Origin of the sequence: Hydrogenophaga sp. (genome assembly GCF_031426985.1) — a bacterium.
In the GTDB taxonomy this organism is placed as follows: Bacteria; Pseudomonadota; Gammaproteobacteria; order Burkholderiales; family Burkholderiaceae_C; genus Hydrogenophaga.
This window is the reverse complement of the sequence record NZ_JASJOY010000008.1, coordinates 1-15,518: the sequence shown is the minus strand read 5'-3', so window position 1 is coordinate 15,518 and position 15,518 is coordinate 1. Positions and strand designations below refer to the sequence as shown.

The following is a 15,518-nucleotide window of genomic DNA, read 5'->3' as shown; positions in this document are numbered from 1 at the left end:
GTCAACGCCACGCCCATGGGCATGAACGAAGGCGACCCGCTGCCCATGGACGTGTCGCGCCTGGATGCCCGCACCTTCGTGGGCGAGGTGGTGATGCGCACCGAGATGACCGCTTTCCTCAGCGCCGCGCAGGCCAGAGGCTGCAAGGTGCAAGTGGGTTCCGACATGCTGTTCGAAATGATTCCCGCGTATCTGGAATACTTCGGTTTTCCCACCGCCACCCCCGAAGTGCTGCGCTCGGTGGCCCGGCTCTGAGCCACTGACACTGGGGCCGCCCCACGCCCTCCCCTCCGTTGTCCGACCCCCACTACCCTCATCCTGGCCGGGGCATCACCCTGGCCGTCGTCGCCACCGCCTGCTTCGCCCTGCTCGACACCACCTCCCAGTACGTGGGCGGCGTGGTGCCGGTGCTGATGGCGGTCTGGCTGCGCTTCGTGGTGCAGACCGGCATGACCCTGGCCCTGCTGCTGCCGCGCCAGGGGCGCGCCCTCTTTGCGACCCGGGCGCCCTGGTGGCAGCTGCTGCGCGGCGCGCTCATGGTCACGTCCGGCACCGTGGCCTACCTGGCGCTGCAGCACGTGCCGGTGGGTGAATTCACCGCCATCCTCATGCTGGTGCCGCTGGTCGTCACCCTGCTGGCCGCGCTGCTGCTGCGCGAACACGTCAGCGCACGGACCTGGCTGCTGGTGGCAGGCGGCCTGAGCGGAGCGCTCATCGTCGTGCGCCCCAAGGGCAGCGACCTCAACATCGGCATGTTCCTGCCGCTGCTGCTGGTGGCCATCAACGCCTCCTACCAGGTCGTCACCAGCAAGATGGTCAAGACCGAAGACCCCGGCACCATGCACGTCTACACCGGCCTCACCGGCCTGGCCTTCGGCACCGTGCTGCTGCCCTGGAGCTGGGCCCCCATGCAGTCCCCGAGCCTGTGGCTGCTGGTGGCCCTGATGGGGGTGTTCGGCTCGCTGGGCCACTACTTCATGATCCAGAGCTTTCAGAAGGCGCCCGCCTCGCGCCTGACGCCCTACATGTACGCCCAGATCGGCTTTGCCACGCTGGCCGGCTGGCTCGCGTTCGGCCATGCCCCCGATGTCTGGACGGTGCTCGGCATCGGCCTGATCGCGGTGTGCGGGGTGCTGGGGGTGCGGGCGCGATAGCGCCCCCCTCCAGTACGCACGGTGACCCGCCGCACACGCCCGCGGAGCGCGCGGCGGCGGGCTGGCTTCAGCGGATGACCGCCAGCTTCTCGCGCTGGCCCGCTTTGAAGGAGTAGAGGGTCAGCGCAGCGTTCTGTCGGTCGCCCTTGTCGTCGAACGTGACCTTTCCGGACGCGCCCTGGTACTGGATGTCCTTGAGCGCGGGCAGGTACTGCTTCGGGTCGGCCGAGCCGGCGGCCTGCATGGCGGCGGCCAGCAGCTTCACGCCGTCGTAGGCGTAGCCGGCGTACGCCTGCACGTCCACGCCGAACTTGGCCTTGAAATCGGCGCGAAACTTCTCGCTGGCCGCCACTTCGTCGCCGTCCACACCACCGGCTTCGACGCAGAACACCCGCTCGTCACCCAGCGCATCGGCCGACAGCGTGATCATCTCGGCGGTGCACAGGCCGTCGCCGCCCACCAGCTTGGAGGTGAAGCCCAGCGACTTCATCTGGCGCAGCATCGGGCCGCCCACCGCGTCCATGCCACCGTAAAAGATGACGTCCGGCTTCTTGGCCTTGAGCGACGTGAGGATGGCGTTGAAGTCGGTGGCCTTGTCGTTGGTGAACTCGCGGCCCACCACCTCGGCACCGGCGGCCTTGGCCGCCTTCTCGAACTCGTCGGCCAGGCCCTGGCCGTAGGCCGTGCGGTCGTCGATGACGGCCACGGTCTTGGCCTGCAGGCTCTGCACCGTATAGCGGCCCATGGCGCCACCCTGCTGGGTGTCGTCGGCCACCAGGCGGAACGCGCCCGCGAAGCCCTGGCGGGTGAACTTCGGGTTGGTTGACGAGGGCGTGATCTGCGGGATGCCGGCTTCGTTGTAGAGCACCGAGGCGGGCAGCGTGGCGCCGGAGGTCAGGTGCCCCACCACGCCGTTGACATTCGCGTCCACCAGCTTCTGCGCGGCGGCCGTGGCCTGCTTGGGGTCGGCCCCATCGTCTTCGGCCATCAGCTCGAAACGGGCGGTCTGGTTGCCGATCTTCACGCCCGCGGCGTTGAGTTCCTCGATGGCCAGGCGGGCGCCATTTTCGTTGTCTTTGCCCAGGTGGGCCACCGCGCCGCTGGTGGCGCCGACGTGGCCAATCTTGACCACCAGCACGTCACCCGCAGCGGGCGCTGCGGGCGCGACCGGCGCGGCGGTTTCTTCTTTCTTGCCGCAAGCGACGAGCGCCACGGCAGCGGCCAGCACGGCCAGTTTCAGTTCGATACGCATGGAAATGGACTCCTCAGAAATTCAAAAATCAGACCGTCAGCTGCTGGCTGCTGGCGGGTGGCGGGTGGCGGGTGGCGGGTGGCCAGCATCCAGGCTTGCGGCGGCCGCTCAGCCCCCCAGGCCCGCAAAGACGTTCTGCACGTCGTCGTTGTCGTCGATGGCGGCGAGGAAGGCTTCAACCTCTTCCAGCGCCTCGGCGCTCAGGCTGGCCGGGTCCACCGGGTTCTTGGGCTTGTAGCCCAGCTTGGCCGACAGCACGGTGAAGCCTTGCGCCGGCAGCGCGCGGCCGACCAGGTCGAGGTCGGTCGGGTCGGTCAGGAAGACGCACACGCCCTCTTCGTCTGCGGGTTCGAAATCCTGCGCCCCGGCTTCGATGGCGGCCAGTTCGGCGTCGGCGTCCTTGTTGGCGGCCTCGGCTTCGATGATGCCGACGTGGTCGAAGTCCCACGACACCGAGCCGCTGGTGCCCAGCTGGCCCTTGCGGAACAGCACGCGCATGTCCGACGCGGCGCGGTTCACGTTGTCGGTCAGGCATTCCACCATCACCGGCACACGGTGCGGCGCGAAACCTTCGTACATCACGTGTTCGTAGTGGATGGCCTCACCCGTGAGGCCGGCGCCTTTCTTGATGGCGCGCTCCAGCGTGTCCTTGGGCATGGACACCTTGCGCGCCTGCTCCATCACCAGGCGCAGGCGGGCATTGGCCGAGGGGTCGGCGCCGTTGCGCGCCGCGATGATGATGTCCTTGACCAGCTTGCCGAAGAGCTTGCCTTTGGCGTTGGCCGCCAGGTCCTTGTGTTTGGCTTTCCATTGCGCGCCCATGGGATGTCCTCTTGTGGGGTCGATTGATCGGAACCCACGAGTTTAGGCGCCACGGAGGGGCGTTCGGCGGCGTCAGGGGGCCGTCATGCCAGGCCGGCCAGCCGCCGATCGAGCTGGAAACAGGCGCTGAAGACCTGCCGGTCGGCCACGCCCGCGTTCGCCAGTTCGCGTTGCAGCAGCTGGTCCAGCGCCGCCTGCGCGGCCGCGGGGTGCAGCGCCTCGACCACCAGCACACCGTCGAACACGCCTTCCACGCTGCGGCGCATGGCCTTTTCCTTGGTGGGCACCCCGGTGCCGGCCGCGTCGACCTGCATCAGCCAGACCTGGGCCACCGCGTCCAGTGCCGCGATGCGCTGCACCAGCGCCTGCTGGGCCGGCGCGCCCAGCAACCCGGCGGCCTCCAGGTCCAGCCGGAGCGGCAGGGCCACCGCGCCACAGCCCAGGCCCGCGCGCGCCACCACCGCTCCGCCGCCGCGCGCGAAGTTCTGCAGGATGGGCATGGTGCGCTGCGACCAGGGCGTGGGTGCATTCAGCCGCGCCAGGTACGACGGGCCGGCGAGCACGCCCGCGTCCTGCAGTTCGTAGGTGATGAAGAAGCGGCGCTGGCCATCGGCCTCGGCGCGGAACACACGGCCCGAGAGGAAGCCGTCCACGCCCACGCGCTCCAGCACGTGTTCGCGCGTGAGCCAGTGCAGGTAGTCGGTTTCCTGGCCGGGTTCGATGTCGCTCCAGATGGCGAGCTGGGCCTGTCCGCGGGTGCTCATGGGGTCTCCTGTGTGGGGTCAGCGGCCACCAGTGTCGCGCAACAGTTCCACCAGCGTGCGCAAGCCTGCGGTGTACGAGCGCCAGCCCAGGCCCTGCACGGTGCCGCGCACCGCGGGCGAGATGATGGAGTGCGAACGCCAGGGCTCGCGCGCCGCGATGTTGGACAGGTGCACCTCGATCACCGGGAAGGGCATGGCTTTGATCGCGTCGTGCAGCGGCACGCCGTGCTGCGTCAGCCCGGCGGGGTTGAGCAGCGCGCCGTGCGCGGTGTCGATGCGTTCGTGCAGCTTGTCGATCAGCACGCCTTCGTGGTTGGACTGCAGGATCTCCAGTTGCACGCCCAGTTCGGCGGCCAGGGCCTGCAGGCTGTCGTTGATCTGCGCCAGCGTGGTGCTGCCGTAGATGTGCGGTTCGCGGCGGCCGAACAGGTTGAGGTTCGGGCCGTGCAGGATGAGGATGTTCATGAGGTGGGCCTCGGGTTCAGCGCGCGGTGCGGGCCAGCTCGCTCTGGTAGAGCTTCACCAGCTCGGGGTCGTAGGCGGCGGCCATCTTGTCCGTGACCGGCTTGACCATCTGGCCGATGCGCTGGCGCTCGGCGGCGCTGACCTCGTTGTATTGCATGCCCTTGGCCTGCAGTTCGCCCACCGCCTTCTGCGCGGCGGCGCGGCTGGCCTGGCGCTGGTAGGCGCGGCTTTCGTTGGCGGCCTCGGTCAGGATGCGCTGCTCGGTCGGCGAGAGCTTGTCCCAGAAGCGCTTGCTGACCAGCAGGATGTTGGCGGCGTACACGTGGTTGGTCGCGCTCACGTGCTTCTGCACTTCGTAGAACTTGTTGGACAGGATCACCGAGAACGGGTTTTCCTGCCCGTCCACCGCCTTGGCTTCGAGCGCGCCGTACAGCTCGCCAAACGCCATCGGTACCGGGTTGGCCTTGAGCGCCTTGAAGGTCTCCAGGAACACCGGGTTGGGGATCACGCGCAGCTTCAGGCCGTCGAAGTCTTCGGGCCGGGTGATGGCGCGTTTGCTGTTGGTGACGTTGCGAAAGCCCAGGTCCCAGTAGCCCAGCGACACCAGCCCCTTCTCGGGCAGCTTGGCGATCAGGGCCTGGCCGAACGGGCCGTCGAGCAGCGCGTCGGCCTGCGCAAAGCTGCCGACCGCGAACGGAAAATCGATCAGGCCGAACTCCTTGACGATGCCGGCCAGCGAGGTGGTGGCCGGCGCCGTCATTTCCTGCACCCCGCCCTGCAGCGCAGCCTGCTGCTGCAGTTCGTTGCCCAGGGTGGACGAGGGGAATTCCTGCACCTTGAGCTTGCCGCCGCTCTTGGCCGCGACCAGTTCGGCAAAGCGCTTGGTGCCCAGGCTGACCGGGTGGTCGGTGTTGTTGAGGTGGCCGAACTTGAGGGTGCGTTCCTGCACGTCCTGCGCCTGCGCGGCGCCGCCGGCCAGCAGGGCCGCGGCCGCGACGATCAGGGTGAGCGGAAGTTTCATGTGTGTCTCCTGGGTGTTGTGGCGGCCCACCCGCTGCGGGCCGTTGCACCGTATTCTTGGAAGCCGACGGGAAAGTCTTTCCCAACTGGAAACCTGTTTCTCCATACGAAAAATGAGCCTTGCCCTCGACCGCGGTCTTGCCCTGCTGGAACACCTGGCCGCCCACCCCGACGGCGTGCCGCTGGCCTCGCTGGCGGCCGAGCTGGACATACCGCTGAGCGCCTGCCACCGCCTGCTGGCCACGCTGCAGACGCGCGGCTATGTGCGGCAGGCGCGCGCCCAGGGCGACTACTTGCTCACCACCCGGCTCGCCTCGCTCGGGCTGGGCTACCTCAGCGGCGCCGGCGTGGTGGACATCGCCGAGCCCGTGCTCGAACGGCTGGCGCAGCGCACGGGCGAACTGGTGCGCCTGTCCATCGTCGACGGCGAGCGCCTGACCTGGGTGGCCAAGGCGCAGGGCATGCGCAAGGGCCTGCGCTACGACCCCGACATGGGCCAGGACGCACGGCTGTCGTGCACCGCCTCGGGCCACGCCTGGTTGCTGACCATGAGCGACGAAGACGCGCTCAAGCGCGTGCTGCAACAGGGCATGGGCGGGCCCGCCGACTACGGCCCCCGGGCACCGACCACGGTGAAGGCGCTGCTGGGTTTTCTGCACGCGGCACGGGTCCGCGGCTATGCGGTGATCGACGAGGTGTTCGCGCCCGGCATGAGCGCGCTCGCGGTGCCGGTGCTGCGGCGGGGCGAAGCGGTGGGCGTGATCAGCGTGGCCGGCCCGCGCCAGCGCCTGACGCCCGAGCGCATGCACGAGTTCGCACCGGAACTGCTGGAGGCCGCCGCCGAACTGGGCCCGATCTTCAACACCAACAGCCTGATGGGCCGCCCGCCGCTGGGCAAGGGCTGAGAGGCTGAGAGGAAATCGGTCATGCCCGCCTTGGCGCCCCTCACACCCAGCGCAGCAGACCCCAGAACAGTGCCGCGAGAAACACCGTTTCCAGCACCATCAGGGCCACCGGTTTCCAGCCCACGGTGACGATGTCCTGCAGCTGGGTTTTCATGCCGATGGCCGCCATCGACGCGACCAGCAGGAACTGCGACGCGCCCTGCCCCGCCTGCACCAGCGCCACGGGCAGCCAGCCGCTGCTGTTGACCAGCACCAGCAGCGCAAACCCCACCGCAAACCAGGGCAGCAGCGGCGGCCGCGGGCCGGTCGGGGTGTCGCCGCCTTGCTCGCGCTCGTGGCGCCGCGCCAGCACCGCGGCCAGCGCGATCACCGGCAGCAGCATCGACACCCGCATCAGCTTGACCAGGGTGGCGGCGTCGCCCGCGTCGTGCGAGAGGCTGTAGCCCGCGCCCACCACCTGGGCCACGTCGTGAATGGTGCCGCCGATGAAGAAGCCGGCCTGCACCGGTGCCATGCCCAGCGCCTGGGTGAGCATGGGGTAGAGCACCATGGCCAGCGTCGAGAGCGTGCTCACGCCGATCACGGTGAACAGCGTGGCGCGCTCCTTCTGCGGGTGCGCCGGCATGGCGGCCGACAGCGCCAGCGCCGCCGACGCGCCGCAGATGGCCACCGCGCCCCCTGTGAGCAGGCCGAAGAACATGCGAAAGCCCATCAACCGCGCCAGCACGATGCCCACGGCGATGGTCGAGGCGACCGACACCAGCACCATCAGCACCGGCGACCAGCCCAGCGCCGCGACCTGTGACACGGTGATGCGCAGCCCCAGCAGGGCCACGCCCAGCCGCAGCAGGGTGCGCGCGGTGAACTGGATGCCGGGCCCGGCCTTGCCTTCCGCGGACAGGAAGTTCAGCGCCATGCCCAGCAGCAGGGCGAACAGCATGACCGGCGCGCCGTAGTGCGCACCCAGGGCCATGGCGGCCACCGCCACCACCGCGCTGAGGGTGAGGCCCGGGCCCAGGTGGGCGGCCTGCGCGCGCATGTCCGCCACGCACAGGCGCTCAACGAAGGAGGTCATGGCCAGCACCCGCCGGGCTCACTGGTTGAGCTTGATGTCAAAGCTCTTGACGATGGCCGCGTTGCGCTCGAACTCGGCACGCAGCGACTGCACCATCTGCTCGGAGGTTTCGTCACCGCCCAGGTCAAAACCAGCACCGAGCAGGCGGTCCTTGATCTTGGGATGGGCGGCCGCCTTGTCCACCGCGACGTTGATCTTCTGCACCATGGCCGAGGGCACGCCACTGGCGACGATGATGCCGACCCAGTTGCCGAAATCGATCTCGGGGTAGCCCTGCTCGGCCATCGTCGGCACGTTGGGCAGGTGCGGCGAACGCTTCTTGGCGGCCACGCCAAAGGCCTGGATCTTGCCGGCCTCGATCATCTTCTTGGACGTCACCATGCCGTCGAACATCAGCGGGATCTGCCCGCCCATGACCTGGACCAGCCCGGGAGGCGAGCCGGCAAACGGCACATGCTGCATGTCCAGCCCAGCCTTCTGGTTGAGGATCGCGCCGGCGTATTGCGAGCTGGTGCCCGCGCTGTAGGAGGCGAAGCTGACCTTGCCGGGATTGGCCTTGACCCAGGCCACCACGCCCTTGACGTCCTTGGCCGGCACATTGGGCGCGCCCACCATGACCATGCTGGAGCGGGCGATGGCGGTCACCGGCTTGACGTCCTTGAGCGGGTCGAACGCGGTCTTCATGACGTGCGGGATTTCGGTCAGGATGTTGCTGGCCGTCATCATGATGGTGTTGCCGTCGAGCGGCGCGGCCAGCATGGCCTGCACCGCGATGGCACCACCGGCGCCGGGCTTGTTTTCCACCAGCACCGGCTGACCGATCTCGGCAGAGAGCTGGTCGGCCAGGATGCGGGCCACCACGTCCATGGTGCCGCCGGCCGGCGCGGGCACCAGCATGTGCACGGGCTTGTCGGTCCAGGCCATGGCGGCCGGCAGGGCAAAGGCCAGAGCGGCGGCGCAAACGGTGCGGCGCAGCGGCGAGAAATGGCGAGAGGTCATCGGTTTGTCTCCTGTGGTGGCGCAGGCCATCGGGTGAGCCTGTCGCGGACCGGGGGTCGGTCCGTGGGGGAAATACTAGGTGGCAGCACCGCCGCATGCTTGTCTAATTGGGACAAGCAGTTTCGAAATTGGGACATTCATGGATTACCCCTACGTGCCCGTGGTGCGCAGCGCCAGCCTCGCCGGCTACCTCGATCTGGCCAGCTCGGTCGGGCTGGACGCGCGCGCGATGTTGCGCCGTGCCGGCCTGTCGACGCGCAGCCTGGAAGACCCCGACACACCGCTGAGCGCGGTGGCGGTGCGCGCCCTGCTGGAAGAGAGCGCCCTGGCCAGTGGCTTGGAGGACTTCGGCCTGCGCATGGCCAGCCGGCGCCAGTTCGCCTCCCTCGGCCCGATCAGCCTGGTGCTCAAGGACGAGCCGACCGCCCGCGCCGCGCTGGACACGTTGTGCCGCTACCTGCGCCTGCTCAACGCCTCGCTGCTGACCCGGGTCGAAGAACACGGCGAGCTGCTGGTGATCCGCGAAGAGATGCTGGTCGCCCAGTCGGCCAGCACACGCCAGTCGATGGAGCTGGCGGTCGGCGTGATGTACCGCATCCTGCGCGAACTGCTGGGGGCATCGTGGAAACCGGTGCGGGTGTGCTTCATCCACCGCCCGCCGAGCGACAGCAAGGCCCACAAGGCCTTCTTCGGTGCCAGCGTCGAATTCAACAGCGAGTTCAACGGCATCGTCTGCAACGCGGCCGATCTGCAGGCGCCCCTGCCCGGCAACAACCCCGAGATGGCACGCTTTGCCCGGCAATACCTCGACCGCGCGCTGTCGGGCCAGCACCAGAGCACCCAGGCCACGGTGCGCCAGCTGATCGCCGCCTTGCTGCCGGGCGGGCGTTGCACCTCGCAGCAGGTGGCGCAGCACCTCGGGGTGGATCGGCGCACCATCCACCGCCACCTCGCCAGCGACGGCGAGAGCTTCGCGACCTTGCTGCAGGCGGTGCGCTCGGAACTCGTGATGCGCCAGGTCAAGGACAGCGACCTGCCGCTGGCCGAGGTCGCCCAGCTGCTGGGCTTCTCCGCGCCGGCCGCGTTTTCGCACTGGTTCCGCAGCACCTTCGGCTGCAGCGTGACGCATTGGCGCCGGCAGGAAAAGGCCAAGGCGGCGATTCTTCAGGGTCAACCCTGACTGTCCCACATTCGCAAATAAGCGTCCCAGATTAGCAAGCAGAGAAGGCCCATGCCTCCTACGATGCGTTCCATGGCCCGGACACCCGGCGCCCCGAACCCACGAAGGAGACACCCCCATGGCCACTGCCATCCGCATGCACCGCATCGGCGGTCCCGAGGTCCTGCAAATCGAACAGGTTGAGGTCGGCGACCCCGGTCCGGGCCAGGTCCGCCTGCGCCACGCCGCCGTCGGCCTGAACTACGCCGACACCTATTTCCGCAACGGCACCTACCCCATGCCCCTGCCGGCCGGCATGGGCGTCGAGGGCGCGGGCGTGGTCGAAGCCATCGGCCCGGACGTCAGCAACGTCGCCGTCGGTGACCGCGTCACCTACACCGGCTTCCTCAACACCCTGGGCGCCTACAGCACGGAGCGGCTGATCCCGGCCGCGCCGCTGATCAAGCTGCCCGAAGCCATCGGTTTCGAGACCGCCGCCGCCATGACCATGCGCGGCCTGACCTCGGCCTACCTGATGCGCCGCATCCACCCCTTCAAGGCGGGCGACACGGTGCTGCTGCACGCGGCGGCCGGCGGCGTCGGCCTGATCGTTTCGCAATGGGCCAAGCTGCTGGGTATCACCGTGATCGGCACCGTCTCGACCGATGAAAAAGCCGCCCTGGCCATGGCCCACGGCTGCGCCCACACCATCAACTACAGCCACGAAGACGTGGCCGCGCGGGTGAAGGCGCTCACCGACGGCCGGGGCGTGGACGTGGTGATCGACAGCGTCGGCAAGACCACCTTCATGGCCTCGCTCGATTCGCTCAAGCGGCGCGGTCTGATGGTCTGCGTCGGCACCGCCTCGGGAACCATCGACGGCTTCAACCCCAACCTGCTGGCCATGAAGGGTTCGCTCTTCCTCACCCGCCCCGCGCTGGCCGACTACATCGCCGACCCGGCCGAGAAGGCCGAACTGGCGGCCGAGGTGTTCGGCCACGTCGCGGCCGGCCGCATCCGCATCGAGATCAACCAGCGCTACGCGCTCGAAGACGCGCAGCAGGCCCACCGCGACCTCGAAGCGCGCAAGACCACCGGCTCGTCGGTGTTCGTGATCTGAGAACCGCCACCCTCAAGGAGACAAGCACATGAAGATCGAACAACTCACCTGTGCCATCGGCGCCGAGGTGGTCGGTGTGAACCTGGCCAACGCGGTGCACGACGAAGGCCTGTTTGCCGAACTCAAGGCCGCGCTGCTGCAACACAAGGTGCTGTTCCTGCGCGACCAGGACATCTCGCGCGCCGAGCACGTGGCCTTCGCCCGCCGCTTCGGCGAACTCGAAGACCACCCGGTGGCCGGCAGCGACCCGGACCACCCCGGCCTGGTGCGCATCTACAAGACGCCCGACGCGCCCAACGACCGCTACGAAAACTCGTGGCACACCGACGCCACCTGGCGCGAGAGCCCGCCCATGGGCTGCGTGCTGCGCTGCGTGGAATGCCCACCGATCGGCGGCGACACGATGTGGGCCAACATGGTGCTGGCCTACGAGAAGCTGCCCGAGACGGTGAAGCAGCAGATCGCCGGCCTGCGCGCGCGCCACAGCATCGAATGCACCTTCGGCGCCGCCATGCCGATCGAGCGCCGGCTGGCGCTCAAGGCCCAGTACCCGGACGCCGAGCACCCGGTCGTGCGCACCCACCCCGAGACCGGCGAGAAGGTGCTGTTCGTCAACGGTTTCACCACCCACTTCACCAACTTCCACACCCCGGCCAATGTGCGCGTCGGTCAGGACTTCACGCAAGGCACCTCGGCCCTGCTGCAGTACCTGATCAGCCAGTCCGCGATCCCCGAATACCAGGTGCGCTGGCGCTGGAAACCCAACAGCGTCGCCATCTGGGACAACCGCGCGACCCAGCACTACGCGGTCATGGACTACCCGCCCTGCCACCGCAAGATGGAACGCGCCGGGATCATCGGCACCCCCGTTTTCTGAGCCTTCCCACCCCCCATTGATTCCACCACCGGAGACACCCCATGAACTTCCTCGACGGCGCCCTCTTCCCCGAAAACCAGGACAAGCTGATCATCACCGCCGCCCCCTACGGCCCCGAATGGATCCCCTCGGACTTCCCCGAGGACATCCCCGTGACCATGGCCGAGCAGGTGCAGAAAGCCGTGGACTGCTACAACGCCGGCGCCACCGTGCTGCACCTGCACGTGCGCGAACTCGATGGCAAGGGCAGCAAGCGCCTGTCCATGTTCAACGAGCTGATCGCCGGCGTGCGCAAGGCCGTGCCGGACATGATCATCCAGGTCGGCGGCTCGATCAGCTTCGCCCCCGAGAGCGATGGTGCGGCCGCCAAATGGCTGAGCGACGACACCCGCCACATGCTGGCCGAGCTCGACCCCAAGCCCGACCAGGTGACCGTCACGATCAACACCACGCAGATGAACGTGATCGAACACATGGACGAGCGCGACATCGCCGGCACCTCGCTGGCCACGCCCGAGAACCGCCGCGCCTACAGCGAAATGATCGTGCCGTCCAACCCGGCCTGGTACGAGGAACACATCCGCCGCCTGACCGCCGCCGGCATCCAGAGCGCGTTCCAGTTCTACAACCTCAACAGCTTCGAGACCGTCGAGCGCCTGATGCGCCGCGGCGTCTACAAGGGCCCGCTGGTGTGCAACTGGGTTGCCATCAGCGGCGGCATGGACGCCCCCAACATCTACAACCTGTCGAACTTCGTGCGCGCCATGCCCGACGGCGCCAAGCTCACGGTCGAGAGCAGCATGCGCAACGTGCTGCCGATCAACATGGTGGGCATGGCCCTGGGCCTGCATGTGCGCTGCGGCATCGAGGACAACATCTGGAACCAGACCCGCACCGGGCGCATGACCACGGTGCAGCAGATCGAGCAGCTGGTGCGCCTGGCCGGTGAACTCGGCCGCCCGGTGGCCACCGGCAAGGAAGCGCGCGAGATCCTGCAGATCGGCGTGTTCTACGACACCGTGGAAGAGAGCCTGGCCGCCAACGGCTTCGCGCCCAACCAGCGCGGCGGCCAGCAGGGTTATCTGCGCAAGGTGGCCTGATGAGCGAACGCGCAGCGGCGGCCACGGTCGTCATCGTCCCCGGCCTGCGCGACCACGTGGCGCAGCACTGGCAGACGCTGCTGGCGGCGCAGCTGCCGGGCTGCGTCACCGTGCCGCCCATGGGCCGCGAAGACCTGGACCGCCAGGCCCGGGTGGACGCGCTGGAGGCGGCGGTGGCTTCGGTCCCGGGGCCGGTGCTGCTGGTGGCGCACAGCGGCGGCTGCATCACGGTGGCGCACTGGGCGGCGTCGACCGCGCAGGCGGACCGTGTGCAAGGCGCGCTGCTGGCCACGCCACCCGACTTCGATGCCCCCATGCCCGCGGGCTACCCGAGCACCGACGCGTTGCGCGCCGCGGGCTGGTTCCCGGTGCCGCGCCAGCGGCTGCCCTTCCCCTGCCTGGTGGCCCTGAGCCGCAACGACCCGCTGGGCCGGCTGGACCGGGTGCAGGACCTGGCCCGCGACTGGGGCAGCCGCACCGTGGACCTGGGCGAGGTGGGCCACCTCAACCCGGCATCGGGGTACGGGCCATGGCCCATGGCGATGGATCTCATCGCCTCGCTGCGCACCTGAGCGCCTGAGCGGCTGAAATTCAGTCCGCCAGCGACTTCAGGCGCATCTGGTTGGGCAGCGGCACCGAGCGGCGCAGCACCTCGTCGGCCAGCCACAGCGCGGCGCGCTGGCCACGCTCGGCCACCATGGGCAGCGGCATCTGCTGGTAGTCGTCGTTGAAGACCTCGAAGCTGTAGTCGCCCGCGTAGCCCAGGCGGTCGAGCTTGAGCACCAGCTCGGCCAGCTGCTCGCTGTGCACGCCTTCGCCCGGAAACACGCGGAAGGTGCGCGCGGTGGTCATGCGCTCTTCGAAGGTCTTGGTTTCCTGCCACATGAAGTCGGCCAGCTGCACCAGGAAGATCTTGCTCGGGTCGAGGTAGTCGATCTCGTCCAGCGGGGTCTTGGCCGCGAAGATGTGAAAGGAGTCCAGCCCCAGGCCCAGGTTGGGGCAGTCGGCGCGGCAGACCACGTCCCAGGCGGTGGTGAACTCGTTGATGGTGCGGCCCCAAGACAGGCCTTCGTACGCGATCTTGATGCCCAGCGGCAGCGCCAGCATGGCGAGCTTGCGCAGGTCGCGCGCGAGGTGGTCCAGGTCGGCGCTGGCGTGGGCCGAGGTGGACGAACACGCCAGCAGCACCTTGCAGCCCAGGGCGGCGCACATCTCCAGCATGGCCTTGGCGATGTCGACCTTGTACTGGTGCAGGTGGCCCGAGAGGCCTTCGAAGTCGCGCAGCACCTGGAAGCCCGTGCCACGCAGGCCACTGGCCTTGACGGCGGCGACCGCAGCGTCGATGCCACCGGGGTGGCCGTTGATGTCGTTGGCCTTGAGCATGACCTGCGTGAAGCCGGCGGCCTTCATGGCCGCGAGCTTGGCTTCCAGCGGGCCGGCCAGGGTGATGGTGTCCATGCCGAAGCCGGCGATGGCTTCGCTGATGGCGGCGGGGGTGGCTCTCATGCTCAGGCCTCGCTGCTGCGCTGCAGGCTGTGCACCAGCTCGAACACGACCGAGCCGAGGTAGGTCTTGCTGATGGCGCCGCGCTGCTCGGTGTGAGCGGCCTCGGTCTCGACGAATTCCACGCCCAGCGCGCGCAGCGCCTTGACGGCGGCCAGCACGTCGGGCACGCCCAGGCCGATGCGCTGCAGCTTTTCCTGCGCGTCGTGCACGTTCAGCGGCGGCTCCACCAGCTGCAGCATGAAGCGCTTGGCGGCGTCCAGCGCCGGGGTGCGCAGCAAGGTGCCCTTGGGCATGATGCCGAAGCGCTGCTCGTCGGGAATCACCTCGGTGCCGAACAGTTCGCTGTAGAAGGCGATCCAGTCGTTGGTGCGCTCGGGGCCGATGTACTGCACCACGCCGAAGAAGTGGATGCCGGCGGTGGCGGGCGGGCGCTGATCGACGGTGGGAATGGGCACGAAGTCCACGTCGTAGATCGAGAACTCCTTGTAGCGGTCCACGAAGTAGATGCGGCTGCCACCGGCGCCGTGGATGGCGGGGATGTTCAGTTCCATCACCTCGGCGTGCGTGGGCACCGACCAGGCGCCGCGTTCGAGCACGTAGTGGTAGGCGGCGCGGGCGTCGCGCACGCGCAGCGCCATGGCCGAGATGGTGGGCACGTCGCTGCCGTGGCCCGCGCCCTGCGCGTCGGACGGGTGGGCGTTGACCACCACGTTCAGATCGCCCTGGCGGTACAGCAGCACCTCGCGCGAGCGGTGGCGCGCCACCGGGCGGAACCCCATCATCTCCAGCACCTGGCCCAGCGCCTGGGGCTTGGTGGTGGCGTATTCGATGAACTCGATGCCGTCCAGGCCCAGGGGGTTGGCGGCGTCGCTGAACGAGGCTTGCAGGGGTTCGCGGTTGTCGCTGGTGTTGAGCAGCAGGTCACTCATGGTGCAAAGGTCTCCTGTGAAGGGGCGGTACCCCATGCGCACTGTAGGCCCCTCGGGCCGATTTCCAATGGGCCCAGGGGGCTGGGCGGTCTGATAATCGCACACACACCGACGATCAGCGAACAGATCTCGGGTTTTCACGCAACCCAAGGCCCCCATGACCGAAGCCGCCCTGCTGCCCACCCCGACCCTGGAAAAACGCGACTGGATCGCCGGCCTGGAAAAGGGCCTGGCGGTGATCGAGGCCTTCGACGACCAGCACCCGCGCCTGACCGCCAGCCAGGCCGGCGTGCGCTGCGGCCTCACACGCACCGCGGCGCGGCGCTACCTGCTGACGCTGGCGCACCTGGGCTATGTGGGCACCGACGGCA

At 68.6% G+C, this 15,518-nt stretch carries 17 protein-coding genes and 1 pseudogene; 9 read left to right on the top strand and 9 right to left on the bottom strand.

Going from position 1 to position 15,518, the window contains the following annotated elements:
• Together RMP09_RS01140 and RMP09_RS01135 are read left to right on the top strand one after the other, a co-directional pair.
• Positions 1–255, top strand: a pseudogene (locus RMP09_RS01140) (shikimate dehydrogenase); the annotation flags it as partial.
• Positions 256–293: 38 nt separating this feature from the next.
• Positions 294–1,154: a DMT family transporter gene (locus RMP09_RS01135; RefSeq protein WP_310564171.1), complete on the top strand. Its 861-nt coding sequence runs from the start codon at positions 294–296 to the stop codon at positions 1,152–1,154.
• A 67-nt stretch (positions 1,155–1,221) separates the two neighbouring features.
• Here the strand turns inward: RMP09_RS01135 and RMP09_RS01130 are convergent, their stop codons facing one another.
• The 5 genes from RMP09_RS01130 to RMP09_RS01110 form a co-directional block, all read right to left on the bottom strand.
• The gene (locus tag RMP09_RS01130; RefSeq protein WP_310564170.1) at positions 1,222–2,406 is read right to left on the bottom strand and encodes a branched-chain amino acid ABC transporter substrate-binding protein; all 1,185 of its coding nucleotides are present in this window, start codon (positions 2,404–2,406) and stop codon (positions 1,222–1,224) included.
• Positions 2,407–2,514: 108 nt separating this feature from the next.
• Positions 2,515–3,228: a YebC/PmpR family DNA-binding transcriptional regulator gene (locus tag RMP09_RS01125; RefSeq protein WP_310564169.1), complete on the bottom strand. Its 714-nt coding sequence runs from the start codon at positions 3,226–3,228 to the stop codon at positions 2,515–2,517.
• A gap of 83 nt (positions 3,229–3,311) precedes the next feature.
• Positions 3,312–3,992: a DUF4286 family protein gene (locus RMP09_RS01120; protein WP_310564168.1), complete on the bottom strand. Its 681-nt coding sequence runs from the start codon at positions 3,990–3,992 to the stop codon at positions 3,312–3,314.
• 18 nt (positions 3,993–4,010) lie between these two features.
• Positions 4,011–4,457, bottom strand: coding sequence for a type II 3-dehydroquinate dehydratase (locus RMP09_RS01115; RefSeq protein WP_310564167.1), 447 nt, complete (start codon positions 4,455–4,457; stop codon positions 4,011–4,013).
• A gap of 16 nt (positions 4,458–4,473) precedes the next feature.
• Positions 4,474–5,478: a TRAP transporter substrate-binding protein gene (locus RMP09_RS01110; protein ID WP_310564166.1), complete on the bottom strand. Its 1,005-nt coding sequence runs from the start codon at positions 5,476–5,478 to the stop codon at positions 4,474–4,476.
• Between the two features lie 112 nt (positions 5,479–5,590).
• Between RMP09_RS01110 and RMP09_RS01105 the strand changes: the two genes are divergently transcribed.
• On the top strand, positions 5,591–6,382 hold the full coding sequence (locus RMP09_RS01105; protein WP_310564165.1) for an IclR family transcriptional regulator: 792 nt from the start codon (positions 5,591–5,593) through the stop codon (positions 6,380–6,382).
• 40 nt (positions 6,383–6,422) lie between these two features.
• Here the strand turns inward: RMP09_RS01105 and RMP09_RS01100 are convergent, their stop codons facing one another.
• Both RMP09_RS01100 and RMP09_RS01095 read right to left on the bottom strand, forming a co-directional pair.
• The gene (locus RMP09_RS01100) at positions 6,423–7,457 is read right to left on the bottom strand and encodes a putative sulfate exporter family transporter (RefSeq protein WP_310564164.1); all 1,035 of its coding nucleotides are present in this window, start codon (positions 7,455–7,457) and stop codon (positions 6,423–6,425) included.
• Between the two features lie 18 nt (positions 7,458–7,475).
• Complete coding sequence (locus RMP09_RS01095) at positions 7,476–8,456, bottom strand: tripartite tricarboxylate transporter substrate binding protein (RefSeq protein ID WP_310564163.1); 981 nt, start codon at positions 8,454–8,456, stop codon at positions 7,476–7,478.
• Positions 8,457–8,595: 139 nt separating this feature from the next.
• Between RMP09_RS01095 and RMP09_RS01090 the strand changes: the two genes are divergently transcribed.
• From RMP09_RS01090 to RMP09_RS01070, 5 genes are all read left to right on the top strand, one after another.
• The gene (locus RMP09_RS01090) at positions 8,596–9,636 is read left to right on the top strand and encodes an AraC family transcriptional regulator (protein ID WP_310564162.1); all 1,041 of its coding nucleotides are present in this window, start codon (positions 8,596–8,598) and stop codon (positions 9,634–9,636) included.
• A 118-nt stretch (positions 9,637–9,754) separates the two neighbouring features.
• Entirely contained in the window at positions 9,755–10,735 is a 981-nt protein-coding gene (locus RMP09_RS01085; RefSeq protein WP_310564161.1) for a quinone oxidoreductase, read from the top strand.
• Positions 10,736–10,763: 28 nt separating this feature from the next.
• Positions 10,764–11,612, top strand: a complete 849-nt coding sequence (locus RMP09_RS01080; protein ID WP_310564160.1) for a TauD/TfdA dioxygenase family protein — start codon at positions 10,764–10,766, stop codon at positions 11,610–11,612.
• Between the two features lie 41 nt (positions 11,613–11,653).
• Positions 11,654–12,712 (top strand): 3-keto-5-aminohexanoate cleavage protein, encoded by a 1,059-nt coding sequence (locus RMP09_RS01075; RefSeq protein ID WP_310564159.1) that lies wholly within the window; start codon positions 11,654–11,656, stop codon positions 12,710–12,712.
• On the top strand, positions 12,712–13,284 hold the full coding sequence (locus tag RMP09_RS01070; protein ID WP_310564158.1) for an RBBP9/YdeN family alpha/beta hydrolase: 573 nt from the start codon (positions 12,712–12,714) through the stop codon (positions 13,282–13,284). Before RMP09_RS01075 ends, RMP09_RS01070 begins: the two co-directional genes overlap by 1 nt.
• A 19-nt stretch (positions 13,285–13,303) precedes the next feature.
• On the opposite strand, the gene RMP09_RS01065 is transcribed toward RMP09_RS01070, so the two are convergent.
• Entirely contained in the window at positions 13,304–14,218 is a 915-nt protein-coding gene (locus RMP09_RS01065; RefSeq protein ID WP_310564157.1) for a sugar phosphate isomerase/epimerase family protein, read from the bottom strand.
• Positions 14,219–14,220: 2 nt separating this feature from the next.
• Positions 14,221–15,147 carry a VOC family protein gene (locus tag RMP09_RS01060; protein WP_310564156.1) on the bottom strand — a complete coding sequence of 309 codons (927 nt, stop codon included), beginning with the start codon at positions 15,145–15,147 and terminating at the stop codon, positions 14,221–14,223.
• Positions 15,148–15,304: 157 nt separating this feature from the next.
• Here RMP09_RS01060 and RMP09_RS01055 point away from each other — a divergent pair.
• On the top strand, positions 15,305–15,518 hold a 214-nt coding region (locus RMP09_RS01055), incomplete at its 3' end, for a helix-turn-helix domain-containing protein (protein ID WP_310564155.1).

Excerpts from the sequence above, each read along its gene's own strand:
- RMP09_RS01130 (WP_310564170.1), bottom strand. The coding sequence starts at position 2,406 with ATGCGTATCGAACTGAAACTGGCCGTGCTGGCCGCTGCCGTGGCGCTC.
- RMP09_RS01125 (WP_310564169.1), bottom strand. The coding sequence starts at position 3,228 with ATGGGCGCGCAATGGAAAGCCAAACACAAGGACCTGGCGGCCAACGCC.
- RMP09_RS01120 (WP_310564168.1), bottom strand. The coding sequence starts at position 3,992 with ATGAGCACCCGCGGACAGGCCCAGCTCGCCATCTGGAGCGACATCGAA.
- RMP09_RS01115 (WP_310564167.1), bottom strand. The coding sequence starts at position 4,457 with ATGAACATCCTCATCCTGCACGGCCCGAACCTCAACCTGTTCGGCCGC.
- RMP09_RS01110 (WP_310564166.1), bottom strand. The coding sequence starts at position 5,478 with ATGAAACTTCCGCTCACCCTGATCGTCGCGGCCGCGGCCCTGCTGGCC.
- RMP09_RS01105 (WP_310564165.1), top strand. The coding sequence starts at position 5,591 with ATGAGCCTTGCCCTCGACCGCGGTCTTGCCCTGCTGGAACACCTGGCC.
- RMP09_RS01100 (WP_310564164.1), bottom strand. The coding sequence starts at position 7,457 with ATGACCTCCTTCGTTGAGCGCCTGTGCGTGGCGGACATGCGCGCGCAG.
- RMP09_RS01095 (WP_310564163.1), bottom strand. The coding sequence starts at position 8,456 with ATGACCTCTCGCCATTTCTCGCCGCTGCGCCGCACCGTTTGCGCCGCC.
- RMP09_RS01090 (WP_310564162.1), top strand. The coding sequence starts at position 8,596 with ATGGATTACCCCTACGTGCCCGTGGTGCGCAGCGCCAGCCTCGCCGGC.
- RMP09_RS01085 (WP_310564161.1), top strand. The coding sequence starts at position 9,755 with ATGGCCACTGCCATCCGCATGCACCGCATCGGCGGTCCCGAGGTCCTG.
- RMP09_RS01080 (WP_310564160.1), top strand. The coding sequence starts at position 10,764 with ATGAAGATCGAACAACTCACCTGTGCCATCGGCGCCGAGGTGGTCGGT.
- RMP09_RS01075 (WP_310564159.1), top strand. The coding sequence starts at position 11,654 with ATGAACTTCCTCGACGGCGCCCTCTTCCCCGAAAACCAGGACAAGCTG.
- RMP09_RS01070 (WP_310564158.1), top strand. The coding sequence starts at position 12,712 with ATGAGCGAACGCGCAGCGGCGGCCACGGTCGTCATCGTCCCCGGCCTG.
- RMP09_RS01065 (WP_310564157.1), bottom strand. The coding sequence starts at position 14,218 with ATGAGAGCCACCCCCGCCGCCATCAGCGAAGCCATCGCCGGCTTCGGC.
- RMP09_RS01060 (WP_310564156.1), bottom strand. The coding sequence starts at position 15,147 with ATGAGTGACCTGCTGCTCAACACCAGCGACAACCGCGAACCCCTGCAA.